This is a genomic window from Brevundimonas sp. FV1ye29L, assembly GCF_058681095.1.
The window spans coordinates 667,725-692,717 of sequence record NZ_CM178730.1 but is presented as its reverse complement, the minus strand read 5'-3'; the positions used below and the strand labels follow the sequence as shown (position 1 = coordinate 692,717).

The following is a 24,993-nucleotide window of genomic DNA, read 5'->3' as shown; positions in this document are numbered from 1 at the left end:
CTTGGCGAACACCGTATCATGTCCACCGTGTCGTCATAAACGGCGACGCCTGGCCTGTCCCTGCCACTTGTATGGCAGGGGAAGGCGCGTCAAATCCCCCCATGACCGAACCCGCCACGCACCCTGCCCAGCCCGGCTGGCGCTTCTGGATCGACAGGGGCGGCACCTTCACCGACATCGTGGCGCGGGATCCGTCGGGAGAGGTCCGCACCGCCAAGCTTCTGTCCAGCAACCCCGAACACTATGCTGATGCGGCGGTCGAGGGGGTGCGACGTCTGACCGGATCGGGTCCGGGGCCCCTGCCTTCCGGTCTGGTCGAGGCGGTCCGCATGGGCACGACGGTCGCCACCAACGCCCTGCTGGAGCGCAAGGGCGAGCCGACCCTGCTGGCCATCACAGCGGGCTTCGGCGACGCCCTGCGCATCGGCTGGCAGAGCCGGCCCGACATTTTCGCCCGCCATGTCGTTCCGGTCCCGCCCCTGCATGACGCAGTCCTCGAGATCGAGGAACGGCTGGCCGTCGACGGCGACGTCGTCACCCCCCTGAACGCGGACAAGGCCCGCGCCGACCTGACCGCCGCCCGGGCTGCGGGGATCAAGGCCGTCGCCATCGTCCTGATGCACGGCTGGCGCTTCACCGACCACGAAATCCGACTGGCCGAGATCGCCGCGGCGGTCGGGTTCGAACAGATCTCCGTCAGTCACGAGGTCGGCGCCCTGATCAAGCTGATCGGGCGCGGCGACACGACAGTGGCCGACGCCTATCTGTCGCCTGTCCTGCGCGCCTATGTCGACCGGGTCGGGGCGGATCTGGGCGAGGCGACGCCCCTGCTGTTCATGCAGTCGAACGGCGGCCTGACCTCCGCCCACGCCTTCCGGGGCAAGGACGCCATCCTGTCCGGGCCGGCGGGCGGCGTGGTTGGCATGGCCGCCACCGCCCGCGACGCCGGCTTCGACCAGGTCATCGGCTTCGACATGGGCGGCACCTCCACCGACGTTTCCCACTATGCCGGCGAGTATGAGCGCACCTCGGACAGTGTCGTCGCCGGGGTCCGGCTGCGCGCCCCGATGCTGGCCATCGAGACGGTGGCGGCAGGGGGCGGCTCCATCTGCCGCTTCGACGGATCGCGCCTGAGGGTCGGTCCCGAAAGCGCCGGCGCCGTGCCGGGCCCCGCCGCCTACCGGCGCGGCGGCCCCCTGACGGTGACCGACTGCAACGTCCGGCTCGGCAAGTTGCACCCCGACCATTTCCCGCCGGTTTTCGGGCAGAAGGCGGATCAGCCGCTGGACGCCGATGCGGTCCACGCCGCTTTCGATGCCCTGGCGGCCGAGGTCACGGCCGTCACCGGCCGACCCGCGGACCCCCTCGACCTCGCCGAGGGCTTCATCGCCATCGCCGTCCAGCATATGGCCGAGGCGATCAAGACCATCTCCATCCAGCGCGGCCACGACGCTGCCCGCCACGTCCTCAACGCCTTCGGCGGCGCCGGAGGCCAGCACGCCTGCCTCGTCGCCGACGCCCTGGGCATGACCACCGTCATGCTGCATCCGCTGGCGGGCGTCCTCTCGGCCTATGGCATGGGTCTGGCGGATGTCCGGGCCCTGCGTCAGGAAACGGTCGGGGTCGCGCTTGACGACGGGCCGGTCGCCGCCCTGTCCGCCCGGGTCGAGGCCCTGACCCGGGCGGCCCTGGCCGGTCTCAGCGGACAGGGACCGGACGACATCGTCTCCACCGTCGCCCGCGCCGAGATCAAATACGCCGGGTCCGACACCGCCCTGATGGTTCCGTTCGGCGCGGCCGGCGCCATGCGCCGCGACTTCCAGACCGTTCACCGCCAGAGGTTCGGCTTCGTCGCCGGGCACGACCTGATCATCGATACCCTTCAGGTCGAGGCCATCGCCTCGCCTCGCGTGTCATGGGATGGCGCGACAGACCAGACGGCCCGAACGCCCGGACCTGCATCCGCCCATGCGGTGGAGGCGGAAAGCCGGGTCCGCGTCCGCATGGCCGGGGCCGACCACGACGCCCCCGTCTTCCGTCGCGAGACCCTGGCGCCCGGCGCCCGCATCGACGGCCCGGCCCTGATCTTCGAGGGCACAGGCGCCACGGTGGTTGAGCCCGGCTGGCGGGCCGAGGTCGATCCGGCCCTGACCCTGATCCTGACCCGCATCCGGCCGCTCGCGCCCCGCAAGGCCGTCGGCACGGAAGCCGACCCCATCCTGCTGGAGGTGTTCAACGCCCGCTTCATGGCCGCCGCCGAACAGATGGGCGAGGCCCTGCGCGCCACCGCATACTCTGTGAACATCAAGGAGCGGCTGGACTTCTCCTGCGCCGTCTTCGATGCGGGCGGCGCCCTGATCGCCAACGCCCCGCACATCCCGGTCCATCTCGGCTCGATGGGCGAGAGCATCGCCGCCGTGGTCCGGTCGCGCGGTGACGCAAGAGACGGTCGCGGCCTGCGGCGCGGCGACATCTATATGCTGAACGCCCCCTACAACGGCGGCACCCACCTGCCCGACATCACCGTCATCCTGCCGGTCTTCCTGGACGAGGACGCGGCGCCGGCCTTCTTCGTCGCCGCGCGCGGTCACCACGCCGACGTCGGCGGCCTGACCCCCGGCTCCATGCCCGCGACCTCCCGCACCGTCGAGGACGAGGGCGTCCTGATCGACGATGTGCTGCTGATCGACGAAGGCCGGCTGCTCGAGGAGCAGACCCGCGCCCTGTTCGCCTCGGGCCGCTGGCCCGCCCGCAACATCGACATGAACCTGGCCGATCTGAAGGCCCAGGTGGCGGCCTGCACCCGGGGCGCCGAGGAGCTTCATCTCATGGTCGCCGAGTTCGGCCGCCCGGTGGTCGAGGCCTATATGGGCCACGTCCAGTCGAACGCGGAGGAAGCGGTCCGCAGGGCCATCTCCGCCCTGAAGCCCGGGATGTTCGCCTGGGAGATGGATTCCGGCGCCCTCATCCGCGTTCGCATCGACGTCGACGCAGAGGCCCGCACCGCCGTGGTCGATTTCACCGGGACCAGCGCCCAGCTGGAGAGCAACTTCAACGCCCCCCTGTCGATCACCCGGGCGGCGACCCTCTATGTCTTCCGCACCCTGGTCGACGACGCGATTCCGCTGAACGAGGGCTGTCTGAGGCCGATCAGCCTGATCGTGCCGGAGGGGTCGATGCTGAACCCCCGCTATCCGGCCGCCGTGGTCGCCGGCAACGTCGAGACCTCACAGGCCGTCGTGGATACGCTCTACGGCGCCCTCGGCGTGCTCGCCGCCAGCCAGGGCACGATGAACAACTTCACCTTCGGCGACGCGACCCGACAGTACTACGAGACGATCGCCGGGGGCTCGGGCGCGGGGCCTGGTTTCAACGGCGGTTCGGCCGTCCAGACCCATATGACCAACAGCCGCCTGACTGACCCCGAGGTGCTGGAGACCCGCTTTCCCGTCCGGCTGGAGGAATTCTCGATCCGCCGCGACTCGGGCGGCGCCGGGCGGTGGCGAGGCGGCGACGGGACGGTGCGGCGGATGCGGTTTCTGGAGCCGATGACGGCCGCCATCCTGTCCAATCGCCGCCGCATCCCGCCCTTCGGCGTCGACGGGGGCGAGCCGGGCGCGGTCGGCCAGAACCGGATCGAACGCGTAGACGGGCAGATTGAGCAACTCGGCTCCACAGCCGGGACCGCCATGAACCCCGGCGACGTCTTCGTCATCGAGACCCCGGGCGGCGGGGGCTACGGGCGGACCAGCCCCCCCGAGTCCGTCACCCTCGGGCCTGACCCGAGGGCCGGACGTTCCGCCAACCATGCAGAGATGCAGGCGCGCGATGGCAGGACCGGCCTCATGTCAGGCGCAAAGCCCCTGACGGTCCGATCCCCGGGTCGAGCCCGGGGATGACGGAGAGGAGGAAGGCTACGAAAGCCCCTCCACCTGCCTCAGCCCCTCCCACAGGGCGATGCCGGCGCTGACCGACAGGTTCAGCGACCGCGTCTCGGGCCGAATCGGGATGAAGACCCGGGCGTCCGCCGCCGCATGGACGACATCGGGAACCCCGGCCGTCTCGCGACCGAACAGCAGCATATCGTCGCGCTCGAAACGGAAGGCGTCGAGGGTTTGGGCCCCCCGGGTCGTGAACAGCACCAGCCGTCCCGGACCCCGGTCCCGCTGGAACGCGTCCCAGTCGGAATGCCGCCGCATATGGCCCAGAGGCCCGTAGTCCAGCGCCGCCCGTTTCATGGCCCGGTCGCCGAAATCGAACCCGACCGGCTCGATCACGTGCAATTCCACGCCAAAACACGCGCCCAGACGGATACAGGCGCCGACGTTCTGAGGAATGTCCGGTTGAAAAAGGGCGAGCCGCATTCTAAGGCCCTCATACGCGCGACCCGGGGGTTTGTCGCGGCCTGAATTGCGAGTGTTTCGCAAGTGACTTCCGTCGCTTGGGAAAGTCCCGCAACTGACCGGCCGGATGTCCTTCGGGGGCTGCGAGAGCGAGACCCAACCGACGCGGCGACCCGGCTTCCCGGGGTCGGGGCGCGGACATTCAGAGGTGAGACTTGGCCGAACCGGTCGTGACAGCAGATGTGGGCCATGGGCCCGAGGGCGATCCCAACCGCCGCGACTTCATCCACATCGCGGCCGGCGCTGCGGCGGTCGGCGCAGGCGTCATGGTGGCATGGCCCCTGATCAACCAGATGAACCCCGCCGCCGACACCCTGGCTTTGTCGACGCTCGAGTTCGACACCTCCAAGGTCCAGGAAGGCCAGCAGGTCGTCATCACCTGGCAGGGCAAGCCGGTCTTCGTGCGCAACCGCACGGCCGCCGAGGTGGCCCGGGCCAAGGCCGACGACAACGCCTCCGGTCTGAAAGAACCCCAGACCGACGCCGAGCGGACCAAGCCCGGACACGAGAACATGCTGGTGGTCATCGGCTCCTGCACCCACCTGGGTTGCATTCCGACCTTCGGCACCGGTGATTTCGGCGGCTGGTTCTGCCCGTGCCACGGCTCCCACTACGATGTGGCCGGCCGTATCCGCAAAGGCCCCGCGCCCCTGAACCTCGTCGTGCCCGAGTACGAGTTCACGGCCGGCTCCACCATCAAGATCGGCTGAGGGCGACGACAGCGATGAGCGAACACGAATCCACCTACGTCCCGAAGACCGGCATCGAGAAGTGGCTCGATACGCGTCTTCCGATCATCCGTTTCGGCGCCGACTACATGTCGCTGCCGACGCCGCGTAACCTGAACTACTGGTACACCTTCGGCGCGATCCTGATGGTCTGCCTGGTCATCCAGATCATCACCGGCATCGTGCTGGCCATGCACTATACGCCCAACACGGGCCTGGCCTTCGCCTCGGTCGAGCGCATCATGCGCGACGTCAACGGCGGCTGGCTGATCCGCTATGTCCACGCCAACGGCGCCTCGATGTTCTTCATCGCCGTCTATGTCCACATGCTGCGCGGCCTCTACTACGGCTCGTACAAGGCGCCGCGCGAGATGATCTGGATCCTGGGCTGTGTGATCTTCTTCCTGATGATCGCCACGGCCTTCCTCGGCTACGTCCTGCCCTGGGGCCAGATGTCCTACTGGGGCGCCGAGGTCATCACCAATCTGATCGGGGCCATCCCGGTCATCGGCGAGCCCGTCCTGATCTGGCTGCGCGGCGGCCCGGCCATCGACAATGCGACGCTGAACCGCTTCTTCTCGCTGCACTACCTGCTGCCGTTCGTGATCTTCGGCGTGGTCGTGCTGCACCTGTGGGCCCTGCACACCGCCGGTCAGAACAATCCGGTCGGCATCCTGATCCCCAAGGACCGGACGGCCAAGGACACCCTGCCCTTCCACCCCTACTATACGGTCAAGGACGGCTTCGCCCTTCTGGTCTTCATGATGATGTTCGCCCTGTTCGTCTTCTTCATGCCGAACGCCCTGGGCCACGCCGACAACTACATCCCGGCCAATCCGCTGCAGACTCCGGCCCACATCGTGCCCGAATGGTACATGCTGCCCTTCTACGCCATCCTGCGCGCCATCCCTGACAAGTTCGGCGGCGTGGTGGCCATGTTCGGCGCCATCGGCGTGCTGTTCGTCCTGCCCTGGCTGGATACGTCCAAGGTCCGGTCGATGCGCTATCGTCCGACCATGAAGGTGTTCTTCGTGATCTTCGTCATCGTCGGCCTCGGCCTCGGCTGGTGCGGGGGTCAACTGCCCGACGCTCCGGTCATCGGTTCGTTCAAGACCTTCAACCTGATCGACGGCGACCTGAACTCCTTCCTGTGGCTGACCCGCTTCCTGACGGCCTACTATTTCGCCTTCTTCTTCATCATCATGCCGCTGGTGGGGCTGAAGGAAACGCCGTTGCCGATCCCGGCCACCATCTCCGACCCGGTCCTGACCGGCGCCGCTGCGATCCCGCAGGCGGCCCCCGCCCAAGCCGAAAAGAAGGGCTGAGCGCGATGACGCTTTCCATCTCCAAGACCCTCAAACGCTCGGTCGTCGCCATTGCGGCCGTCGCCGGCCTGGCCTTTGCCGCCTCCCCGGCCCTGGCCTCCGGCGGCGCCCACAAGCTGAAGGACGGCGGTTTCTCGTTCGACGGTCCCTTCGGCACCTTCGACCAGGGCCAGCTGCAGCGCGGCTACAAGGTCTATCGCGAGGTCTGCGCCGCCTGCCACTCGATGAACCTGCTGCATTTCCGCGACCTGGGCATCAAGGGCGGGCCCTTCTACGACGAGCACGCCGCTAACCCGGCCGAGAACCGCTTCGTCAAGGCGATCGCGGCCGAGTTCCAGATCGGTGATATCGACACAGAGACGGGCGAGACCTTGCAACGGCCCGGCATCGCGGCCGACAAGTTCCCGGCGCCCTATCCCAACGCCACGGCCGGCGCGGCGGCCAACGGCGGCGCCAACCCGCCCGACCTGTCGGTCATGGCCAAGGCCCGTCACGGCGGGGCCGACTACATCTACTCCCTGCTGACGGGCTATGACACGCCGCCCGCCGAGTTGAAGATGACCTCGACCCAGCACTACAACGCCTATATGGCCGGCGATCTGACGCCCTTCATGCCGGCCGGGGCCCACGTTCCGCCGGGCGGCTTCATCGCCATGCCCAACCCGCTGGCCAGCGACGGCCTCGTCACCTACGACGACGGAAACCAGGCCACGCGCAGCCAGATGGCCAAGGACGTTTCCGCCTTCATCGCCTGGGCGTCCGAGCCGCACGCCGTTGAGCGCAAACAGGCCGGTTTTGGCGTCCTGCTGTTCCTCGCCCTGTTCGCCGGTCTGACCTACGCCAGCTACCGCCGCATCTGGGCCGGCATCGCCCACTAGGCGCGACACCGGGTCACAGACCATCAGCCCGCTCCGGTCCGCCGGGGCGGGCTTTTTCTTTGCTCCCGCCGTCGATCAGCCTTTAGGGTCGCGACAGTGTCCGTCTCCGGAGTCCCCATGCGCATCGTCCCGTCCCACGCCGTCCTCGCCGCCGCCCTGATGCTCGCCGGTCCCGCCCTGGCCCAGAGCCCGAGCCCGAGCCCGGCCTTCAGCGCCGAACGCCTGTCCGAGGACATCCGCATCCTGTCGGCCGATGATTTCGAGGGACGCGGCATCGCCACTCCGGCGGAGCAGAAGGTCATCGACTATCTCTCCAAAGGCTATGCGGCGGCCGGCTTCGAGGCCGGCGGCGACCCGCAGGCCGACGGATCGCGCCTGTGGACCCAGGCCGTCGGACTGAACCGCTTCCAGGTCTCCAACGCCCGCGCCGGCCTCAAGGTCGGCGACTGGACCCAGCCCCTGACGCAGGGCGAGCAGATCGTCATCTCCACCCGCCTGCCCGGCCAGACCGACGCGACCCATGTCATGCTGAAGGACACGCCGCTGGTCTTCGTCGGCTACGGCATCGATGCGCCCGAGCGGCAGTGGGACGACTTCAAGGACGTCGACGTCCGCGGCAAGATCCTCGTCGTTCTGGTCAATGACGCCGACTTTGAAGACCCTTCGCTCGACACCTTCGGCGGCGCCGCCATGACCTACTACGGCCGCTGGACCTACAAGTACGAGGAGGCCGCCCGTCAGGGCGCCGCCGGGGTGCTGATCGTCCACGAGGACCGCCCCGCCTCCTATGGCTGGGGCACGGTCAGGAACTCCTGGACCGCGCCCCAGTTCGACATCGTCCGCGCCGATCCGGCGAAGGAGCGCGTGCCGGTCGAGGCCTGGATCCAGCGCGACGTCGCCGTCCAGTTGTTCCAGCAGGCGGGTCTGGATTTCGAGGCCCTGAAGCGTCAGGCCCGCAGCCGCGACTTCCGCCCCGTCGAACTGCCGGGGGCGACCTTCTCGGGCATGTATGACCTGGCCTCCAGCAGGATCGAGACCCACAATGTCGTCGCCCGCCTGCCGGGGGCGACCCGGCCGGACGAGACCGTCCTGTTCACCGGCCACTGGGACCACATCGGGGTCGGGACGCCCGACGCCAATGGCGACGCCATCTTCAACGGGGCGGTCGACAACGCCTCGGGCACCGCCGGCCTGCTGGAACTGGCCCGCGCCTTCGCCGCCGCCCCGCGCACCGCCCGCTCGATCGTCATGATCTCCTTCACCGGCGAGGAAAGCGGCCTGCTGGGTTCGGAGTTTTACGCCGCCAACCCCCTCTATCCGCTGGCGACCACGGCGGGCGGCGTGAATATGGACTCGGCCAACATCTATGGCCGGACGACCGGCTTCAGCATCGTCGGCTTCGGACATTCCGAACTGGACGAGCGGACCAGCGCCGCGGTCGAGGCCCAGGGCCGGGTCGTCACCCCCGACGGCGGCGCCCCGGCCGGGATCTATTTCCGCTCGGACCACTTCCCGCTGGCCAAGCGCGGCGTGCCGATGGCTTACGGCGCCTCGGCCGGCGACTTCCGCGACGAGCCTCTGGCGGCCCGCAACGCCGCCCGCGACGACTACCGAGCCCGCCGCTACCATCAGGCCGACGACGAATGGTCGGCCGACTGGGACTACAGCGGCCAGATCGAGGATCTGACGGTCTATTATCAGGTCGGCCGCGCCCTCGCCGACAGCCGCGACTGGCCCGAATGGAAGCCCGGCTCCGAGTTCGGCCCCGCCCGAGCCCCGACCGCCGACCAGCGCAAGGGGGACTGAGGTCAAGGTCTCCTCCCCATTCGCCAGGCGGCGAACAGGGAGGAGACGCGTCAGCCGCTCTGGCCTCCCGCCCGCATCGGTGACACAACCCGCCGATGCCTCCCGACTCGTTCGCAATCGCTGCAAACCCCGCCCCCGGGCTGGACCAGGCGCGCGCGATCCTGTCCCGCCTCTGGGGCCACGCCGACTTTCGGGGCCTGCAGTCACAGGTCGTCGCAGAGATCATGGCCGGGCGCGACGTCCTGGCCGTCCTGCCCACCGGCGGCGGCAAGTCGGTCTGCTACCAGATCCCCGCCATCCTGCGCCCCGGCCTCGGCCTGGTCGTCTCCCCCCTGATCGCCCTGATGGCCGATCAGGTCGAGGCGCTGAAGCAGCTCGGCGTGCGGGCCGCCCGGCTCGATTCCGGCCTGTCGATGGACGAGAGGTCCGCGGTGTTTCGCGCCGCGCGCGAGGGCGAACTGGACCTGCTCTATGTCTCGCCCGAAGGCCTGGCCCAGCCGCATCTGATCGACCGGTTGCATGAGCTGCCGCTCAGCCTGATCGCCATCGACGAGGCCCACTGCGTTTCCCAGTGGGGGCACGACTTCCGGCCCGACTACCGGACGCTCGGACGCCTGTCCGAGCTGTTCCCTGGCGTGCCCCGCATCGCCGTCACGGCCACCGCCGACGCCCGGACGCGTGAGGACATCGTTCGCTCCCTGCGGCTGGAGAGCGCCGCCGTCTTCGTCGACAGTTTCGCCCGGCCGAACCTGCAGCTTTCGGCCGTCCGCAAGGAGAGCGCCTCGCGCGCCCGGACCGACGCCGCCGTCATCGAACTGGTGCGCCAGCGACGGGGCAAGTCGGGCGTGGTCTATTGCGGCAGCCGCGACGGCTGCGAACGCGTCGCCGACGCCCTGTCCGCCGCCGGGGTCAACGCCATCGCCTATCACGCCGGCATGGACGCCCGGGCCCGCGACCGCCGCCTCGAACGCTTCCTCGCCGAGGACGGGGCGGTGATGGTGGCGACCATCGCCTTCGGCATGGGGGTCGACAAGGCCGACGTCCGCTTCGTCATCCACGCCGATCCGCCCGGATCGCTGGAGGCCTACTGGCAGGAGATCGGCCGGGCCGGCCGCGACGGCGAACCGGCCGAGGGGATCACCCTGTACGGCCCCTCCGACATCGCCTGGTCCCTGCGCCGGCTCGAGGGCCGCCCCATGGCCGAGGAGGTCAAGGCCGTCCAGACCGCCAAGGTCCGCCGCCTGTTCGCCATGCTGGACGGGGCCGTCTGTCGCCCCCAGGCCGTCCGCCGGTATTTCGGGGAGATCGACGCCGATGTCTGCGGCGTCTGCGACGTGTGCAGCGATCCCCCGCCCCTCTATGACGCCACGGTCCCGGCCCAGAAGGCCCTGGCCGCCGTCCAGCGTCTGGGTGGCCAGTTTGGCCGGGGCCGGGTCGTCGACCACCTGCTGGGCAAGACGAAGGAGGTCCAGCCGTGGGAGACCGCCCTGTCCACCTGGGGCATCGGCAAGGACACCTCGCCCAACGGCTGGCGCGACATCATCGACCACCTTCTGTTTGAGGGCCTGCTGCTGGAGGACCCCAACGACGGCAAGCCCCTGGTCGGTCTGGGCGACGCCGAGGCCGTACGCGCTGTCTATCGGGGGATGCGCCCCATCGAGGTCCGCCGCGTCCCCGCCGGCTTCGACGCCTCGACCCGGTCAGGCAATCCGAGGAACCGCGCCCGCAACGACCGCAACGCCGCCGTCGAGGCGCTGGACGCCGACGTCCGCGCCCGGTTCGATGTCCTGCGCAACTGGCGCCGCGACCGGGCCAGCGAGCAGCATGTCCCGCCCTATGTGATCTTTCAGGACAAGACCCTGCTGGAAATCGCCCTGGCCGAGCCCGGTTCGCTGGAGGCGCTGGGCCGTATCTCCGGCGTGGGCCAGTCGAAACTGGACCGCTATGGCAAGGGCGTTCTGGAGGCCCTCGCCGCCGGTCGCGACGCCCAATAGCCCCTGGACGTTTGCGGGCCTCCGCCGATCAGTGCGCCCCGGCGGTCAGAACGACCCCGACCAGAATCGCCGCCCAGTGGACCCCGGCGGCGGCGACGACATGGCCGTGCCAGATGGCGCGGAAATACTTCAGCCGCTTCTGCACATAGAACAGAACGCCGGTCGTATAGACCAGCCCGCCGATGGCCAGCAGCAGCATCGCCACCCAGGACACACTGGCCAGCATCGGCTTGATGGCGATCAGCACCAGCCAGCCCAGCGCCAGATAGAGGACGATCCAGAATTTGCGTCCCAGCCCCGGCAGGAACAGCTTCCCGAGCGCCCCCAGCCCGCCGATGGTCCAGACCGCCGTGGTCATGGCCCAGGACCAGACCCCGTCCAGGTTGTGGGTGGTGAAGGGGGTGTAGGACCCCGCGATCATCAGGAAGATGCCGGCGTGGTCCAGCCGGCGCAGCACCGGCTGCCACTCGGGTTTTGCGAAGTTGTAGGCGGTCGAGAAGCCGAGCATGGCCAGCAGGCCCGCCGCATAGACCATCAGACCGGCGATCAATCCGACATCGCCGCGCGACACCGCCAGACCCAGCAATACGCCGCCGCCGAACAGGGCCAGCACCAGTCCGGTCAGATGCACGATCAGGTCGGCGATGCGGGCGCCGGGAGTGGGATAGTGGCGGGAAAGGTCGATCCCTGGAATGTTCATCGGAGCAGTCCGGACGCAACGGCGAAGTCGTGAAGCCTAGTCTAGCCTCGTGACCTGATCATGTCACCGGGGCGCCCCTACGGCATCGTCGGGGACGGCTGGCCGCAGCAGGGGCAGACCGCGACAGGCCTCCCGAAGACCGCTTCCAGCCGCCCGGGCGTCAGGCCCTCGCGGGGGTCCAGCTCCACCGGCGGCCGGGCCAGCAGCAACAGCCTGTCGGCGCGCGCGGCGAGGCTCAGGTCGTGGGTGGCGATGACGACGATCCGGCCGGCGGGGGCGCGGGCCGACGATGAGGCGAGATCGAACAGGGCCTCGGCCACGCGCGCTGAATGGACGGGATCGAGCAGGGCGGTCGGCTCGTCGACCAGACAGACGGCGGCGTCCTGGACCGTCAGTCGCGCCATCAGGACCAGTTGCTGCTGGCCGCTGGACAGGGTGTCGAAGGACCGGTAGGCCAGCCCCTCCAGACCCAGTCGATCCAGGACCTCAAGCGCGGCCGCCCGGTCGGCGGCCGAAAGGGCGAGGGCCCACCGGCGGCGGGCGGCCCGGCCCAGCGCCACCATCGTGAGCACCTCCAGCCCGCTCTGGACGGACCCCGGGGGCGGCAACCAGGCCACCGGGCCGGGACTGTAGAGTCGACCGGCCCGCGGACGGCGCAGACCCGCCAGCACGCGCAACAGGCTGGACTTGCCCGCTCCGTTCGGCCCCACGATGGCGAGGCTGCGGCCGGGCGCGACCTCCAGCGAGACGGGTCCGAGACGGAACGCCCCCTCCCCCGCCACAAGACCCTCCAGACGCAGCGCCTCCCCCCCGGCCCCGGTCAATCCGGCGCTCATGTCCGGTCCCGCGAGGTCAGGACGAACAGGACCAGAAAAGCGGGCGCGCCGAGGGCGGCGGCGATCAGGCCGACGGGCAGTTCTGCGGGTCCGGCCAGCATCGTCAGCCGGTCGATCAGCAGGGCCGCCACAGCGCCGGTCAACAGACTGACCGGCAGCAGCCTGCCCGCCGACGGGCCGACCATCAGCCGGGCGGCGTGGGGCGCCAGAAGGCCGATCCACCCCACCACGCCCGCGATCGACACCGCCGCCGAGGTCAACAGCGCCGCCGCCGCGACCCCGACCAGCCTCAGCGGTCCGGCGGGCAGGCCGAGGGCGCGCGCCTGATCGTCTCCCAGCGACAGGGCGTCGAGGCGGAAGCCGAGCCCGAACAGGATCGCCAGGCCCAGACCGGCGGGCGTTAGGGCGATCAGGGCCTCGCGTCCGTCGGCCCGCGAGAAGGCCCCCAGCAGCCAGTAGGTGACGCCCGGAAGCTGGCTGTAGGGATCGGCGAGGATCACCACCAGGGCCAGTCCCGCCGAGGCCAGGGCCCCGACCACGATCCCGCACAGCACCAGGGCCAGACGCGGGTCGGCCGCGCGGGCCATCGCCGCACAGCCCACGGCCAGCCCCGCCGCAGCCAGACCGCCCGCGAACGCCGCGGCCTGCACCATGAGGGCCGCCGCCCCGGCCAGCAGGGCGATCGCCGCGCCCAGCCCGGCCCCGGACGACACGCCCAGCAGGTCCGGCGCCGCCAGAGGATTGCGGAACAGGGTCTGGAAGGCCGCGCCCGAGACGGCCAGACCCCCGCCGACGATCAGGGCGGTCAGGACGCGCGGGCCGCGCAGACCCAGGGCCAGTGCGGCGGTCTCCGACCCCCGGCCGAACAGGGCGGCGACCAGATCGGGCACGCTGACTTCCAGCGGCCCGGTGGCCAGGGACGCCAGAGACAGGGCTGCCGTGGCCAGCGCCAGTCCCGCCGCGACACCCGCAAACCGGACCTGGCCCCCGGAGGCGCGGGCGGCGCTCATGCGATCCGTCGCGGGGTCAGGGCGGCCATCTGCGCCCGGTCCGGCGTTCGCCCGAACAGCAGGGCGACCAGTTCGGCCAGACGCTGCGGGCTGGCGCCCGACAGGGCCGCACACCCCATCAGCCGATTGATCGACGGCGGCCGGTCTATCCAGCCGAACGGCCGGTCGGGCATCAGCAACAGGTCCCGACGACGCCCGTCACGCCGCCGGCGCCAGACCGGGTCCTGCGCGGCCGCCCCGGCGAAGCCGCTATCGAGGGTGACCACGATCTCGGGGTCCCAGGCCGCGACCTGTTCGCGCGACACCCGGCCCAGTTCGCCCCCTCCGACCGCGACATTGGTCCAGCCGGCGCCCGTCATGACCTGGACCGCCAGGGCGTCGCCGAAGGCGGTCTCCAGACCGTCGCCGCCGCGCGCATAATAGAACCTCGGGCCGGACCCGGGCGGACGGCGCCATCCGGACAGGACGGTGCGCGCCTGATCCGCCAGCCGCGCTCCGCGCTCGACTGCGCCGAGCAGTCGTCCGGCCTCGGCGAGGGCGTCCGGCGTCCGCTCCAGGGCGCCGTCGATCAGGCGATAGTCGACCGACAGCCGCCGCCGCACCTGTTCCGCCATGGCCCGGTAGGCGGGGTCGAGGTCGCCATAGTCGAGAACCAGGGACGGCTCCAGCGCCGCCACCGCCTCCAGACCCGCCGGCCGCCCTCCGGACGCCAGGGCGCCCGTCTCGGCCAGGGTCGCCGCTCCGGGGCCCATCAGATCCAGCGCGACGGATGCTGGCCGGCGGGGCCAGCCGATCAGCCGCCCGGGGGCCAGGGCCCAGATCAGGAGGGCCGCAGGCTGGCCCGCCGCGAAGACGTCGCGATGCGGCGACGCGGCGGTCCGGGGCGCACAGGCCGCCAGGGCGAAGCCGGCCCCGGCCAGGATCAGGCTCCGACGTTCCAGCCCCATCGCCTCAACCCGCCCTGCGCCGCTTGCCGAGACCCAGCAGGCCGGGCCAACCGCCGGAGGTCAGCAGGGCGACGTCAAGCAGGGCCAGAGGCAGGGGGCTGGACGCCGGGGCGGCGATGAAGCGGGCGCGCCATTCGGGAAAGAACTTGGCCTTGTAGGCGCGCAGGCCCTGGAAGCCGTAGAGGGCGCCGCCCTCCTCGAACACCAGGGCGCCGACGCGGGCGAAGACCGGCGCCAGACGGCGATCTTCCAGACCGGCGAGGGGCGCCATGCCCAGATCGAAGTCGCTGTAGCCCTGGGCGCCCGCCCACTGGATGGCGCGGATGAACAGATAGTCCATGACGCCGTGCGGGGCGTCCGGCGTATGGCGCATCAGGTCGACGGCGATCTCGCCCGGCTGACCCGCGCCCGGCAGGAGATTGGCGAAGGCGACGATTCGCGAAGGTCCGCCGTCGGCCGACACCCGCACCACGGCCAGGGGCGTCAGGTCCAGATAGTCCAGATCGAACCGGCCCATGGAGAAGGCCTTTTCGTCGCCGGTGTGCCCGGCCAGCCAGGCGTCCGAGACGGCGCGCAGCGGTTCCGCCAGGGCCGTGGCCGAGCCGGGCGGCAGGACCTCGAACGAGGCCCCCTCCCGCTCCGCCCGGTTGACGGCGGTCCGCAGGTTCTGTCGCGCCTTGCCCTCCAGGGTGAAGTCCTCGACCGGCACCACGGCCGTCTCCCCGACCTTGCGCACCGCCAGCCCCAGGGTGGCGATATCGCCCAGAAGCTCTTCGCTGATCGAATAGAAGACCGCCGCCCCGCCCCATGAATCCGCCAGCTCGGCAAAGGCCCACAACAGATCGCACCGTTCCGAAACCAGACCGACCGGCTCGCCCATGGCGATCCATCGCCGGCCCCGCACCCGGTAGGCGAGGAAGCTGGCGCCCGACGGACTGAACAACAGGGCCTTGTCGCCCAGCGCCGCCAGCCAGGCCTCGGGGGTCGCCCGGTCAGCCGCCGCCAGGGCCTCCAGCGCCCGCGCGCGGTCTTCGGGACTGGCCGGACGGTGTCGCCCGGCGCCGGGGGCCGAGAGCAGCGACACCGCCGCTACCGCCAGGGCGAGAATGGACAGAACGGCCGCCGCCCGGATGAAGCCTGATGCCTCCCGGTCGGTCAGCAGGCTCCACCACAGCTCGTCGGTGTATTCGACGTCCCGCCAGGCAAAGAACCCCAGCCACAGCGCCGCCGCCACCGAACAGACCAGCAGGGCCAGCCAGCCGGGCCGCAGGGGCTCCAGCAGGCGCGAGCGCCTGTTGAAGGCGAACCGGCAGGGAATGAGCAGGGCGGCGACAAAGGCCAGCACGCCGGCCTCCTCCCAGTCCAGTCCTTTCAGCAAGGAGAAGACGGCCCCGGCGATGAGCGTAACCAGGGCGGCCCAGTAGGCCCCCTGACGCCGGCGCCACAGACCGGCCGACAACAGCAACAGCAGAAAACCGACCACGCTGGCCGCGAAATGGGACAGGTCGATCAACAGCGGCGTGACCGAACCCGCCAGGGTCCTGAGCCGGTATCCGAACGCCGGGGTCACGGCGGAGACGGTCATTGCCGCCCCGACGGCGAACACAGCCACGGCGAAGATTTGCGGCGTCGCCTCAGCCGCCAGCGCCGCGAGGCGCAGCGCCACGCCGCGTGTTTTGACCTTGGGGATGCTCATTGTGGCCGCCGATAGCATGAATCGGGCAATCGGGGCGGCTCCGGGGTCATTTCTGGGCGCGCGAAACAATCGAAAATGGGGGGTGTTGTTTTGTCAGGCGGCGCCCCGGCCGTCCCGAAATGGAAACGATCATGTTTGCAAGAACTGCCTTTCTGACCGGCGCCGCCGTGCTTGTTCTCGGTTCCGCCCCGGCCTTCGCCCAGGACGCCATGACCCAGACGCCGCCCCCGGCCTCGCAAGCCGGCCAGCCTGCGGCCGCCGCCCCCGCTCCGGGCACAATGCAGATCCAGCCCGGCTCCGAGGTCAAGGGCTCGGACGGCATGGTGCTGGGCAAGCTCGAGGGCGTTCACACCGTCGATGGCGCCCAGGAACTGAAGGTTCGCGGCTCGGACGGCGTTCTGCGCGGCGTGCCGCTGGGCGGATTGAAGCCGGACGGCGCGGGCATTGCGGTCGCCTGGACCAGGCCCGAGTTTGAAGCCGCAGCCCCGATCAGCGAACCGGCGCCTGCTCCCGACGCCGTCACACCGCCGGCGACCGATGGCGCAATGACGGACGGCACTGACGCCGATGCTCCGTCCGAGCCCGCCTCGCCCCCGGTTTCGCCCCAGGCCTGACTGCCGGACGCGATCTGACGCCACAAAAAAGGGGCGGCCCGACGGGCCGCCCCTTTCGTCTGTTCGCCGAAGCGATCAGCGCCTTTTGACGAGACCCAGAAGGAACAGCAGCAGGCAGGCGCCGCCGAAGGCCACGATCAACGTCACCAGGTTGAAACCGCCGACGGGAATGCCGAGAAGATTGCCGGCGATAAAGCCGCCCAGCAGGGCGCCGACGACGCCGACGATAAGATTTGTCACCAGGCCGTGATTGCGACCCATGACTTTTTCAGCCAGCCAGCCGGCGACGATGCCGATGACGATCCAGCCAATGATACCGAGACCCATTTTCTATTCTCCAGAAGCTCAAGCTCTGGGCAAAGAATGCTGTAGAGAGCGGGTGGTTGCGACAACCTTTGCATTTGTTGATGATGGCTCGCGCGACAGGCGAATGCGGCACGGGGCTTGCGGCGATCAGGGCGAGCCGTTCCATTTCGGGACGGCCCGCCATTTGAGGGGAACTGGGGCCATGGCCACCGACATCGATCTCCACCTGGGTCGCCGCCTGCGCCGCCGTCGCCGGCTGCTGGGCCTGACCCAGCAACAGCTCGCGCTTCAGGTCGGGATCCGCTTTCAGCAGATCCAGAAATATGAATGCGGCGCCAACCGCATCTCGGCCGCCCGCCTGTGGCAACTGGCCGAGGCGCTGGAATCCCCGGTCAACTATTTCTATGACGGCCTGACCGAGGCGATGGAGCGCAGCGAGGGCGCCAACGGCGGGGCCGGTGAAATGTTCTCCCGCAAGGAGACCATGGACCTCATCCAGGCCTATTATCAGCTGGGCGAGCGTCCGCGACGCCGTCTGCTGGATCTGGCCAAGTCGCTGCACGGCGACGGCGACGTCGCCAACTGATCCACCCCGGATCGTCTGACGATCTGGATGGCTCCACGGCGGGGCGTGTAGTATCCCGCCGTCCATGACCGAATACGAAGCCTTTGCCGTCGAACTGGCCCATGCCGCCGCCGCCGTCACCCTGCCGTTTTTCCGGGGGGTCTACGCCGAGGAGGACAAGGGCGGCGCGGCGGGCTTCGATCCGGTCACCCAGGCCGACCGGGAGGCCGAGGCGGCGATCCGGCGCCTGATCTCCGCACGCTATCCCGACCACGGCGTCGTCGGCGAGGAATATGGCGAGGACCGGCCGGACGCCGAACAGGTCTGGGTGCTGGACCCGATCGACGGCACCCGCGCCTTCATCGCCGGCCTGCCGTTGTGGACGACCCTGATCGCCCTGCGTCGCGGGGGCCGGCCCGAGGTTGGCGTCATCGCCCAGCCCTATCTCGACGAGATTTTTCTCGGCGGCCCGTCGGGCGCCGTGCTGATCGGCCGGGGCGAAACACGCCCCATCAGGGTCCGCGCCTGCAACACCCTGACGGATGCGGTCATCTCCACCACCGATCCCGACATCTTCACCGGTTCCGAACGGGGGGCCTGGACCCAGGTCAGGGCGACCGCCCGTCTCGCCCGGCTCGGGTGCGACGCCTATGCCTATGCCATGCTCGCGGCCGGTCGCATCGACCTGGTGGTCGAGGCTGGTCTGAAACCGTGGGACTGGTCCGCCCTTGTTCCCGTCATTGAGGCCGCCGGCGGGGCGGTGACCAACTGGCGCGGCGAGGCGCCGGACGACACGGGCCAGATTCTGGCCGTCGGCGATGTCGCCATCCGCGAACAGGCGCTTGTGACCCTGCGACGAGCCGCCCTCTAGACCAATACTGGAGCGACATCCGGGCCGCGCTGGACGGCGTCCAACGCGACCGGTTTCTGTTTTCAGGCGGTCTGCTGGTCCCGTTCGTCCGGCGCCGCGGGAACGGCCGCCGCGCCCTTGCCGATCGGGGCCAGATCCTCGATCGGGGAGACATAGTCCGCCAGGGCGTCGAACTCCGCCAGGAAGACGGCGCGCTTGTCGTCCGTCTCCATGATCACCTCGTGTTTGGCGTCCTGTACCTCGACATAGCGTCCCCGGCCAAGGCGACGGGCAGCCCATCGATTGGTCTGTTTCCACACCCGGTCATCATCCCCCGCCTGCACGATAGTCGTCGGAATCTTGACAGATTTCAGGGCCTTGACCTTGAGCGAACGTTCACCGGCGTCGAGGGCGAAATTCAGCCACCCCCAGGTCGGCCCCCCGACCGCCAGGTGCGGACAGGCATAGAGCTGCTGACGCCACAGTTCATAGCGGCTCTCGTCCGTGGTCAGGGCGTCCTTCTCGAAGGTGTGATCGAAGGGGTCGTCCGGATTGTCGAGCAGAAACTCGCCGGCCCGGCCATGACGAATGTTCCACCGCACAGCCAATTTGACGGACCACATCGATCGGTTGTCGGTCTTGATCCGCAGCATCGGCCCGGACAGCAGGGCGCCGGAAAACCGGGTTTCCCCGGCCTCCAGCGTCAACAGGTTCAGGGCGGCGCCCATCGAGTGGCCGACCATGACCCAGGGGCGGGGCGCCCGCGCCTCATAGGCGTCCATCAGCCGGGCGTAGTCGTCCAGAAACTCCTCGACCGCCCGGGCATGGCCCTTCAGCCGGTCCGGCAACAACCGCGCCGACAGGCCCTGACCCCGCCAGTCGTGAGCCAGAACGCACCAGCCGCGGGCGAGGAAATTGCCGATGAGCTCGAAATATTTCTCGATCGGTTCGGTGCGGCCGGGGCTGAGCACCACCGTGCCGCGCGGGCGGGCTGCCCCCGTGGGGGTCCAGAAGGCCGCGCGCAGACGCAGACCGCCGGCGCCCCGGAACCAGTCGCCCTGGCCGCCCGGCGGCGAGGCGGCGCCCGGAACTCCCATCAGGGGGGCATTGGCGGCAAAGGCGGCGGCGCGGTTCACTCGGGCTTCCTGAACTTCAAGGTCATGCGATCGCTCTCGCCGATCGCGTCATAGCGGCTGCGGTCGAAAGCGGGATTCGGGGCTTCTCCGCGCGGGGCCGTCAAACTCTGCGGGGGCAGGGTCTCGACGCCGAACGGATGATCCCTGGTATCTGTTTCGTTCGCGTTGATTTCCGAGGCGGCCTCAAAAACAAAACCGGCCTCGGCCGCCAGCTGGCGCACGAAGGCCTCCTGTACATAGCCGTTGGCGGCGGCCGGGTCCTGGTCCTCTTCCGGCGCCAGGCGATGTTGCTCGACGCCCAGCACCCCGCCGGGGCGAAGGGCGGCGAAGGCGTCCCTGAAGGCCTTTTCGACGATCCCCGCCGCCATCCATGCATGGATGCTGCGCATGAACAGGACCAGATCGGCCGAGCCGGCCGGCGCCACGGGGCCTGTCCCCATGCCGAAGGCGCTGAATTTCATCTCGCCATACAACTTCTTGTCCGCCGTGAACCGCTGCTCGTAGGCGGCCATCAGAGACGCCTGGTCCTTGTCGGCGCCCGGCCCCGTCGGGAAGCCGGCGGCATAGTAGACTCCGCCCCCGCGCGCCAGATAGGGCGCCAGGATCTCGGTGTACCACCCACTGCCGGGCCAGAATTCGACAACCGTCATTCTGGGCTGCAGATCGAAGAAACGCAGGGTCTCCATCGGATGCCGCCAGACGTCCCGGGGACGATCCGCCGCGCGCCAGGAGCCCTCGACCGCCCATTCCAGTGATCCCTCGGGCGGACCGGTCGGCAGTTCGGGTTCCGCCTCGGGCGCAGGCTTCGGCTTCCGGTCGCACGCGGCCAGACCTGAGGACAGGGCGGCCGAGGCGACCGCGCCGATCAACAGCGCGCGGCGCGACGCGATCATGCTTCAGCCCTCACAGACCGGTCCTGTGCGCGATCATGCATTCAGATCTCCCGGGGGGGACGGGTTCGTGCACCCAATGTCCAAGGTTCGGACTTAGCCATGTTCGTTCCGGGGGTCAAAGCCGGGATAGGGCCCCGCGTTCAGGTCGCGTGATCCAAAGGCTGGGGCCCACAAACTACAACGGCTTTCGGAACCGCAGGGTCATGCGGTCGCTCTCGCCGATGGCGTCGAAGGCGGCGCGCTGCTCGGGCGTCAGGGTGCCGGAACCGTCGCGGGCGGCCGACTGGCGCACCGGCGGGAGGGTCCAGACCCCGAACGGATGATCGCGGTCGTCCTTCGGGTTGGCATTGATCTCGGTGCGCGCCTCCAGCACGAAACCGGCGGCCTGGGCCGCGTGGATGACGTAGCTTTCCGAGACATAGCCCGTCGCGCCGGTCGCCGAGGCATTCAGCCCCTCAGGTCCGCGATGCTGTTCAACCGCCAGGACGCCGCCGGGCTTCAACACCGTATAGAAGGCCGTCATCAGGGCAGGCGTCGACCCCTGACGCGCCCAGTTGTGGAAGGCCCGTGCGACGACGACCATGTCGGCCGATTCCGCCTCGGCGCCCATGGTCTCGGCAGGGCTCGGCGCGCCGATCCAGCGGCCGGCGGTCGCGGCCAGATAGGGTTTCAGGATATTGCTCCACCAGCCCGCCTGACCGGGCTGGACCTCCACCACCGTCAGGCCGGGCGTCAGCCCCCAGAAGGTCAGGGTCTCATAGGGATGGCGGGCGGCGTCGCGCGCCCGGTCGGCCTCGGGTCGGGCCGTGGAGGCGATGGCCGCCTGGAGCGCCGCATCCTCCTCGACCACCGGCGGCGCCATGGCGGCGCGGCGGGCGGCCTGCTGCGCCGGGGTTTCCATTGGCGCCATGCCCTCCTGGGCCAGGGCGAAGGCGGGCGCCGATATCAGCAGGGCTGTGGCGACGGCGGGCAGTATCAGGCGGCGAGCCATGGGCGATGTCTCCGGTTGAGCCTCTTCCCTAGCCGGGAGCCGGCGCAGAAAGAAGGCCGTCGTCGTCGCACCCCGCGCCTCTTGCACGTCGAAAACGACTTCCCACATCGCGTTTGAGGGCGCCGGTCACCGGGTCTTCACAGACCGGCGGGGCCGATATCCGGACCGCTGATCTGATCCCCACCGCCGTTCCGGGCGCCCGGATTCCCCGGGCAGGGACGGCTTCAAACTTGCTGATCGTCAGGAGATTGACATGCGTACCATCGACTTCACCCCCCTCTACCGTTCGGCCGTCGGCTTCGACCGTATGGCCTCCCTGCTGGAAAGCGCCGCGCGCACCGGTCAGGAGAACGGCTGGCCGCCTTATAATATCGAGACGACGGGCGAGAACGCCTACCGGATCGAGATCGCCGTCGCCGGCTTCCGCCCCGAGGAACTGACGCTGGAGGTCAAGGAAAACCTGCTCACCGTCACCGGCCGGAAGGTCGCCAATGACGACGGAGTCCAGAAGACCTATCTGCATCGCGGCCTGGCCGAGCGCGACTTCGAGCGCCGCTTCCAGTTGGCCGACTATGTGATTGTCACCGAGGCGAACCTCGACAACGGCCTGTTGTCCATCAGCCTGAAGCGCGAACTGCCCGAGGCGCTCAAGCCCCGGCGCATCGAGATCGCTTCGGGTCGGGCCGCCCTGATCGATAGCGAGGCCGTCGCGGCCTGATGGATCCTGCCTCGGCATGACGGAAAGGGCGGCCCGCGCAGGGTCGCCCTTTTTTTCAGGCGGCGAGCGAGGACGGCAGGCCTGTGATGTGGTCGAGACGGGCGCCCTCGAGACTGGCCTCCTGCAGATTGGCGTCTGTCAGGATCGCCCCGGACAGGTCCGCCCCGTCCAGAACGGCCTTGCTGAGATCGGCCCCCGCGAGGCGCGCATAGCGCAGCCGCGCGCCGGCGAGAGATGACGGCATCGAGCGCCCGGCGCCCAGCGGCAGGGCGCCCAGACGGACACCGCTCATATCGGCCTGGTTCAGCAGGGCGCCGGTCAATCGGGCCCCGCGCAGGTCGGCGCCGCGCAGATCTGAGCCGCGCAGGTCGGCCCCTGCCAACTGGGCCCCCTGAAGCGCCATGCCGCGCAGGTTCATTCCGACCATACAGGCTCCACGCGCGCTGAGGGCCGGCATGGACAGACCCTCAAGCCGCGCCGCCAAAGGCCGCAGATCCTCATTGTCGAACTTGGCGGTCTCCCCCAGAACGCCACCGCTCTCCGCCCAGGCGTTGGCGTCCAGCGCCATCTGGTAGAGGACGTCGGCGCGCGCCAGGGCCTCGGCCGTCGGGGCGCGCAGGACGCCCGACAGGTCGGTCCGGTCCAGCCTGGCGCCTTCCATGACCACGCCCGACAAGTCCGCGCCGATCAACCGCGCACCGGCGAAATTGGTCCCGCCCACCTCGGCGCCCTCCAGCATGGCGCCGGACAGGTCCGCGTCCTTGAAGTTCGCGCCGGTCAGCCGGGCGCCTCGCAGACTGCAGTCGGTGAAGTCGGCCTTGTGCGCGCTCACACCGTCGAAACGGGAACCGTTGAGCGTCGCCCCTGCAAAGGTGGCGCCGTCGGCGAGCCCCAACCGGGTCTCGTGCTTGATCTGGGCCAGCCCGCGCGTGGGGTGCGGGATGGCGATGACGCCTTCGCGGAAATCGGCCTGGGTCAGGTCCGCGCGGCTCAGGTCCGAGCCCTGGAGACAGGCGCCGCGAATATCCGCCCGGCGCAGACAGGCCCCCGTCAGATCGGCCCCGCGCAGGTCGCAGCCGAACAGGATCGCCCGCTCCAGCCGTGCGCCCCGGAGGTTTGCCCCTTCCATGGAAGACCCGGTGAAATCAGCGTCATCGAGGACCCGGCCGGACAGGTCCAGGCCGTTCAGGTCCATGAACTTCAGGGCCAGACGACGGCCGCCGGCTCGCCCCTCGACGAACCGAAGATGGGCCGTGATGAACAGCTCAAGGTCGCCCTGACCCAGTCGGCGGCGCGCGTGTGTCATATCGGACCTGCTCCATCATCCAGCCCGAGAGTCCCCGCAAGGCTGGCCATCGTCAGATCGATATGGCGCGTCAGGGCCCCGTGCATCCGGGCGCGACTCAGATCGGCGCGCGCCAGGACGGCATGCCTCAGGTCCGCGCCGGTGAAATCCACCCCCCTCAGGTTTGCACCGGTGAGATCGCATGGCAGAAGCCGGTCGCCGGTGATGATCAACGGGCCCAGCTGGGCTTCGCGTAGATCTGCCCCGTTCAGACGGGCGCCCGTCAGGCGGGCGCCTCTCAGGTCGGCGCGCCGGAGACGGGTCGAACGCAGGTCTGCCCCGTCCAGCCGGGCGCCCTGGAGTTGAACCCCCTCCATGTCGAGACCGTAGAAGACAGCGTTTCGCGCCGACAGCGCCGTCAGATTGAGCCCGGAGATCGTCTTCAAACCGCGCAGGTCGACGCCGTCGAAAACCGAAGGCCGCCCCTCGGCGCCCAGGGTTTCGCACCAGACGGCATGGTCGTGCAGCATGCCGGCGGCGGGCAGACTGTCGACGGGCTCTCCGCTGGAGCGGGCGTCGGTGAGCGCCCCGTCCATATCGGCGCCGTCGGTGCGCCACTGGGTGGCGGTGACCCCGACCAGAATCGCGTCGCGCAGGTCGGCGCCCGACAGGTCCGCACCCGACAGGTCGGCTCCGGCCAGATCGGCGCCGCGGAAATTGGCCTGTTTGAGGTTGGCCCGGACCAGCTTGCAGTCCTTCATCACGGCGTCGGAGAAATCGGCCGACACGGCCATCACGCCGGAGAGCCGGGATCGTTGCAGGTTGGCCCCGGCAAGGCAGGCGCCCCCGGCCACGGTCTCCTGACGATGGCGCGGCTCCACGACCCGGAACCCGGCGTGGCTGTCAGCCGTGGCCATCGTGCCCTCACGGAGATCGGCCTCGAAGAGATCGGCCCCCGACAGGTCCGCGCCGCGCAGACAGGCGCCCCTGAGATCAGCGCGGCGCAGGCTGGCCTCGGCCAGGACCGCGTCCTGAAGATCAGCTCCGAAGAATATCGCGTTGTCGAGCCTGGCTCCGGACAGATCGCAGCCATTCAGACGGGCGGCGGCGAAATCGGCGTCCGCCAGGTTACGGCCGCGCAGACTGAGGCCCGAAAGGTCCATCCAGGCAAAGACCGCCCGGGCCCCGCCGGGTCTGGCTTGCCACAGACGATCATGGCGAACGCAGACGTCGTCCAGCTCGCGCTGGCCGATACGTCTGTATCGCACGTCCTCTGCCACGGCTCTCATGGGACTCAGTGTGAAGCAACGCG

At 69.7% G+C, this 24,993-nt stretch carries 22 protein-coding genes; 10 read left to right on the top strand and 12 right to left on the bottom strand.

The window, feature by feature from the left end:
* Window positions 1-101: 101 nt before the first annotated feature.
* A complete protein-coding gene (locus ACW17W_RS03490) occupies window positions 102-3,899 on the top strand; it encodes a hydantoinase B/oxoprolinase family protein (RefSeq protein ID WP_492079361.1) in 3,798 nt (1,265 codons plus the stop codon).
* A 15-nt stretch (window positions 3,900-3,914) separates the two neighbouring features.
* Here ACW17W_RS03490 and ACW17W_RS03485 read toward each other — a convergent pair whose 3' ends face one another.
* Window positions 3,915-4,364, bottom strand: a complete 450-nt coding sequence (locus ACW17W_RS03485) for a tRNA (cytidine(34)-2'-O)-methyltransferase (RefSeq protein ID WP_492079360.1) — start codon at window positions 4,362-4,364, stop codon at window positions 3,915-3,917.
* Window positions 4,365-4,558: 194 nt separating this feature from the next.
* Here ACW17W_RS03485 and petA point away from each other — a divergent pair, with 194 nt between their 5' ends.
* The 5 genes from petA (at window position 4,559) to recQ (ending at window position 11,134) form a co-directional block, all read left to right on the top strand.
* The gene (gene petA / locus ACW17W_RS03480; protein WP_492079359.1) at window positions 4,559-5,113 is read left to right on the top strand and encodes a ubiquinol-cytochrome c reductase iron-sulfur subunit; all 555 of its coding nucleotides are present in this window, start codon (window positions 4,559-4,561) and stop codon (window positions 5,111-5,113) included.
* A 14-nt stretch (window positions 5,114-5,127) separates the two neighbouring features.
* The gene (locus tag ACW17W_RS03475; protein ID WP_492079358.1) at window positions 5,128-6,456 is read left to right on the top strand and encodes a cytochrome b; all 1,329 of its coding nucleotides are present in this window, start codon (window positions 5,128-5,130) and stop codon (window positions 6,454-6,456) included.
* 5 nt (window positions 6,457-6,461) lie between these two features.
* On the top strand, window positions 6,462-7,334 hold the full coding sequence (locus ACW17W_RS03470) for a cytochrome c1 (protein ID WP_492079357.1): 873 nt from the start codon (window positions 6,462-6,464) through the stop codon (window positions 7,332-7,334).
* Between the two features lie 117 nt (window positions 7,335-7,451).
* Complete coding sequence (locus ACW17W_RS03465) at window positions 7,452-9,140, top strand: M28 family metallopeptidase (RefSeq protein ID WP_492079356.1); 1,689 nt, start codon at window positions 7,452-7,454, stop codon at window positions 9,138-9,140.
* A 95-nt stretch (window positions 9,141-9,235) separates the two neighbouring features.
* A complete protein-coding gene (gene recQ / locus ACW17W_RS03460) occupies window positions 9,236-11,134 on the top strand; it encodes a DNA helicase RecQ (protein WP_492079355.1) in 1,899 nt (632 codons plus the stop codon).
* 28 nt (window positions 11,135-11,162) lie between these two features.
* On the opposite strand, the gene trhA is transcribed toward recQ, so the two are convergent.
* The 5 genes from trhA to ACW17W_RS03435 all read right to left on the bottom strand — a co-directional run bounded on the left by trhA (window position 11,163) and on the right by ACW17W_RS03435 (window position 16,323).
* Window positions 11,163-11,834 carry a PAQR family membrane homeostasis protein TrhA gene (gene trhA, locus ACW17W_RS03455; RefSeq protein ID WP_492079354.1) on the bottom strand — a complete coding sequence of 224 codons (672 nt, stop codon included), beginning with the start codon at window positions 11,832-11,834 and terminating at the stop codon, window positions 11,163-11,165.
* Between the two features lie 77 nt (window positions 11,835-11,911).
* Window positions 11,912-12,670 carry an ABC transporter ATP-binding protein gene (locus ACW17W_RS03450; RefSeq protein WP_492079353.1) on the bottom strand — a complete coding sequence of 253 codons (759 nt, stop codon included), beginning with the start codon at window positions 12,668-12,670 and terminating at the stop codon, window positions 11,912-11,914.
* Window positions 12,667-13,680 (bottom strand): FecCD family ABC transporter permease, encoded by a 1,014-nt coding sequence (locus tag ACW17W_RS03445; RefSeq protein ID WP_492079352.1) that lies wholly within the window; start codon window positions 13,678-13,680, stop codon window positions 12,667-12,669. The genes ACW17W_RS03450 and ACW17W_RS03445 overlap by 4 nt, the downstream gene beginning before the upstream one ends.
* The gene (locus ACW17W_RS03440) at window positions 13,677-14,627 is read right to left on the bottom strand and encodes a TroA family protein (RefSeq protein ID WP_492079351.1); all 951 of its coding nucleotides are present in this window, start codon (window positions 14,625-14,627) and stop codon (window positions 13,677-13,679) included. Before ACW17W_RS03440 ends, ACW17W_RS03445 begins: the two co-directional genes overlap by 4 nt.
* 4 nt (window positions 14,628-14,631) lie before the next feature.
* Window positions 14,632-16,323, bottom strand: coding sequence for a phosphatidylglycerol lysyltransferase domain-containing protein (locus tag ACW17W_RS03435; RefSeq protein ID WP_492079350.1), 1,692 nt, complete (start codon window positions 16,321-16,323; stop codon window positions 14,632-14,634).
* Between the two features lie 131 nt (window positions 16,324-16,454).
* On the opposite strand from ACW17W_RS03435, the gene ACW17W_RS03430 reads away from it, so the two are divergent.
* Window positions 16,455-16,937, top strand: coding sequence for a superoxide dismutase (locus ACW17W_RS03430; RefSeq protein WP_492079349.1), 483 nt, complete (start codon window positions 16,455-16,457; stop codon window positions 16,935-16,937).
* Window positions 16,938-17,012: 75 nt separating this feature from the next.
* Here ACW17W_RS03430 and ACW17W_RS03425 read toward each other — a convergent pair whose 3' ends face one another.
* Window positions 17,013-17,264 (bottom strand): GlsB/YeaQ/YmgE family stress response membrane protein, encoded by a 252-nt coding sequence (locus ACW17W_RS03425; protein WP_492079348.1) that lies wholly within the window; start codon window positions 17,262-17,264, stop codon window positions 17,013-17,015.
* A 181-nt stretch (window positions 17,265-17,445) separates the two neighbouring features.
* On the opposite strand from ACW17W_RS03425, the gene ACW17W_RS03420 reads away from it, so the two are divergent.
* Together ACW17W_RS03420 and hisN are read left to right on the top strand one after the other, a co-directional pair.
* Complete coding sequence (locus tag ACW17W_RS03420) at window positions 17,446-17,829, top strand: helix-turn-helix domain-containing protein (protein WP_492079347.1); 384 nt, start codon at window positions 17,446-17,448, stop codon at window positions 17,827-17,829.
* A gap of 64 nt (window positions 17,830-17,893) precedes the next feature.
* Window positions 17,894-18,679 carry a histidinol-phosphatase gene (gene hisN / locus ACW17W_RS03415; protein ID WP_492079346.1) on the top strand — a complete coding sequence of 262 codons (786 nt, stop codon included), beginning with the start codon at window positions 17,894-17,896 and terminating at the stop codon, window positions 18,677-18,679.
* Between the two features lie 62 nt (window positions 18,680-18,741).
* Here hisN and ACW17W_RS03410 read toward each other — a convergent pair whose 3' ends face one another.
* The 3 genes from ACW17W_RS03410 to ACW17W_RS03400 all read right to left on the bottom strand — a co-directional run bounded on the left by ACW17W_RS03410 (window position 18,742) and on the right by ACW17W_RS03400 (window position 21,678).
* On the bottom strand, window positions 18,742-19,794 hold the full coding sequence (locus tag ACW17W_RS03410) for an alpha/beta hydrolase (RefSeq protein WP_492079345.1): 1,053 nt from the start codon (window positions 19,792-19,794) through the stop codon (window positions 18,742-18,744).
* Window positions 19,791-20,687 carry a class I SAM-dependent methyltransferase gene (locus ACW17W_RS03405; protein ID WP_492079344.1) on the bottom strand — a complete coding sequence of 299 codons (897 nt, stop codon included), beginning with the start codon at window positions 20,685-20,687 and terminating at the stop codon, window positions 19,791-19,793. The genes ACW17W_RS03410 and ACW17W_RS03405 overlap by 4 nt, the downstream gene beginning before the upstream one ends.
* Before the next feature lie 175 nt (window positions 20,688-20,862).
* Entirely contained in the window at window positions 20,863-21,678 is an 816-nt protein-coding gene (locus ACW17W_RS03400) for a class I SAM-dependent methyltransferase (protein WP_492079343.1), read from the bottom strand.
* Window positions 21,679-21,931: 253 nt separating this feature from the next.
* On the opposite strand from ACW17W_RS03400, the gene ACW17W_RS03395 reads away from it, so the two are divergent.
* Window positions 21,932-22,396, top strand: a complete 465-nt coding sequence (locus ACW17W_RS03395; protein ID WP_492079342.1) for an Hsp20 family protein — start codon at window positions 21,932-21,934, stop codon at window positions 22,394-22,396.
* Window positions 22,397-22,451: 55 nt separating this feature from the next.
* Here the strand turns inward: ACW17W_RS03395 and ACW17W_RS03390 are convergent, their stop codons facing one another.
* Both ACW17W_RS03390 and ACW17W_RS03385 read right to left on the bottom strand, forming a co-directional pair.
* Window positions 22,452-23,702: a pentapeptide repeat-containing protein gene (locus tag ACW17W_RS03390; RefSeq protein WP_492079341.1), complete on the bottom strand. Its 1,251-nt coding sequence runs from the start codon at window positions 23,700-23,702 to the stop codon at window positions 22,452-22,454.
* Window positions 23,699-24,970 (bottom strand): pentapeptide repeat-containing protein, encoded by a 1,272-nt coding sequence (locus tag ACW17W_RS03385; protein ID WP_492079340.1) that lies wholly within the window; start codon window positions 24,968-24,970, stop codon window positions 23,699-23,701. The genes ACW17W_RS03390 and ACW17W_RS03385 overlap by 4 nt, the downstream gene beginning before the upstream one ends.
* Window positions 24,971-24,993: the final 23 nt, after the last annotated feature.

What these genes read in the sequence shown, in the direction of transcription:
- ACW17W_RS03490 (WP_492079361.1), top strand. Translation starts at nt 102, where the DNA reads ATGACCGAACCCGCCACGCACCCTGCCCAGCCCGGCTGGCGCTTCTGG.
- ACW17W_RS03470 (WP_492079357.1), top strand. Translation starts at nt 6,462, where the DNA reads ATGACGCTTTCCATCTCCAAGACCCTCAAACGCTCGGTCGTCGCCATT.
- ACW17W_RS03435 (WP_492079350.1), bottom strand. Translation starts at nt 16,323, where the DNA reads ATGAGCATCCCCAAGGTCAAAACACGCGGCGTGGCGCTGCGCCTCGCG.
- ACW17W_RS03450 (WP_492079353.1), bottom strand. Translation starts at nt 12,670, where the DNA reads ATGAGCGCCGGATTGACCGGGGCCGGGGGGGAGGCGCTGCGTCTGGAG.
- ACW17W_RS03430 (WP_492079349.1), top strand. Translation starts at nt 16,455, where the DNA reads ATGTTTGCAAGAACTGCCTTTCTGACCGGCGCCGCCGTGCTTGTTCTC.
- hisN (WP_492079346.1), top strand. Translation starts at nt 17,894, where the DNA reads ATGACCGAATACGAAGCCTTTGCCGTCGAACTGGCCCATGCCGCCGCC.
- ACW17W_RS03445 (WP_492079352.1), bottom strand. Translation starts at nt 13,680, where the DNA reads ATGAGCGCCGCCCGCGCCTCCGGGGGCCAGGTCCGGTTTGCGGGTGTC.
- recQ (WP_492079355.1), top strand. Translation starts at nt 9,236, where the DNA reads ATGCCTCCCGACTCGTTCGCAATCGCTGCAAACCCCGCCCCCGGGCTG.
- ACW17W_RS03405 (WP_492079344.1), bottom strand. Translation starts at nt 20,687, where the DNA reads ATGATCGCGTCGCGCCGCGCGCTGTTGATCGGCGCGGTCGCCTCGGCC.
- ACW17W_RS03400 (WP_492079343.1), bottom strand. Translation starts at nt 21,678, where the DNA reads ATGGCTCGCCGCCTGATACTGCCCGCCGTCGCCACAGCCCTGCTGATA.
- ACW17W_RS03395 (WP_492079342.1), top strand. Translation starts at nt 21,932, where the DNA reads ATGCGTACCATCGACTTCACCCCCCTCTACCGTTCGGCCGTCGGCTTC.
- ACW17W_RS03485 (WP_492079360.1), bottom strand. Translation starts at nt 4,364, where the DNA reads ATGCGGCTCGCCCTTTTTCAACCGGACATTCCTCAGAACGTCGGCGCC.
- ACW17W_RS03475 (WP_492079358.1), top strand. Translation starts at nt 5,128, where the DNA reads ATGAGCGAACACGAATCCACCTACGTCCCGAAGACCGGCATCGAGAAG.
- trhA (WP_492079354.1), bottom strand. Translation starts at nt 11,834, where the DNA reads ATGAACATTCCAGGGATCGACCTTTCCCGCCACTATCCCACTCCCGGC.
- ACW17W_RS03385 (WP_492079340.1), bottom strand. Translation starts at nt 24,970, where the DNA reads ATGAGAGCCGTGGCAGAGGACGTGCGATACAGACGTATCGGCCAGCGC.
- ACW17W_RS03390 (WP_492079341.1), bottom strand. Translation starts at nt 23,702, where the DNA reads ATGACACACGCGCGCCGCCGACTGGGTCAGGGCGACCTTGAGCTGTTC.
- ACW17W_RS03465 (WP_492079356.1), top strand. Translation starts at nt 7,452, where the DNA reads ATGCGCATCGTCCCGTCCCACGCCGTCCTCGCCGCCGCCCTGATGCTC.
- ACW17W_RS03420 (WP_492079347.1), top strand. Translation starts at nt 17,446, where the DNA reads ATGGCCACCGACATCGATCTCCACCTGGGTCGCCGCCTGCGCCGCCGT.
- ACW17W_RS03425 (WP_492079348.1), bottom strand. Translation starts at nt 17,264, where the DNA reads ATGGGTCTCGGTATCATTGGCTGGATCGTCATCGGCATCGTCGCCGGC.
- ACW17W_RS03440 (WP_492079351.1), bottom strand. Translation starts at nt 14,627, where the DNA reads ATGGGGCTGGAACGTCGGAGCCTGATCCTGGCCGGGGCCGGCTTCGCC.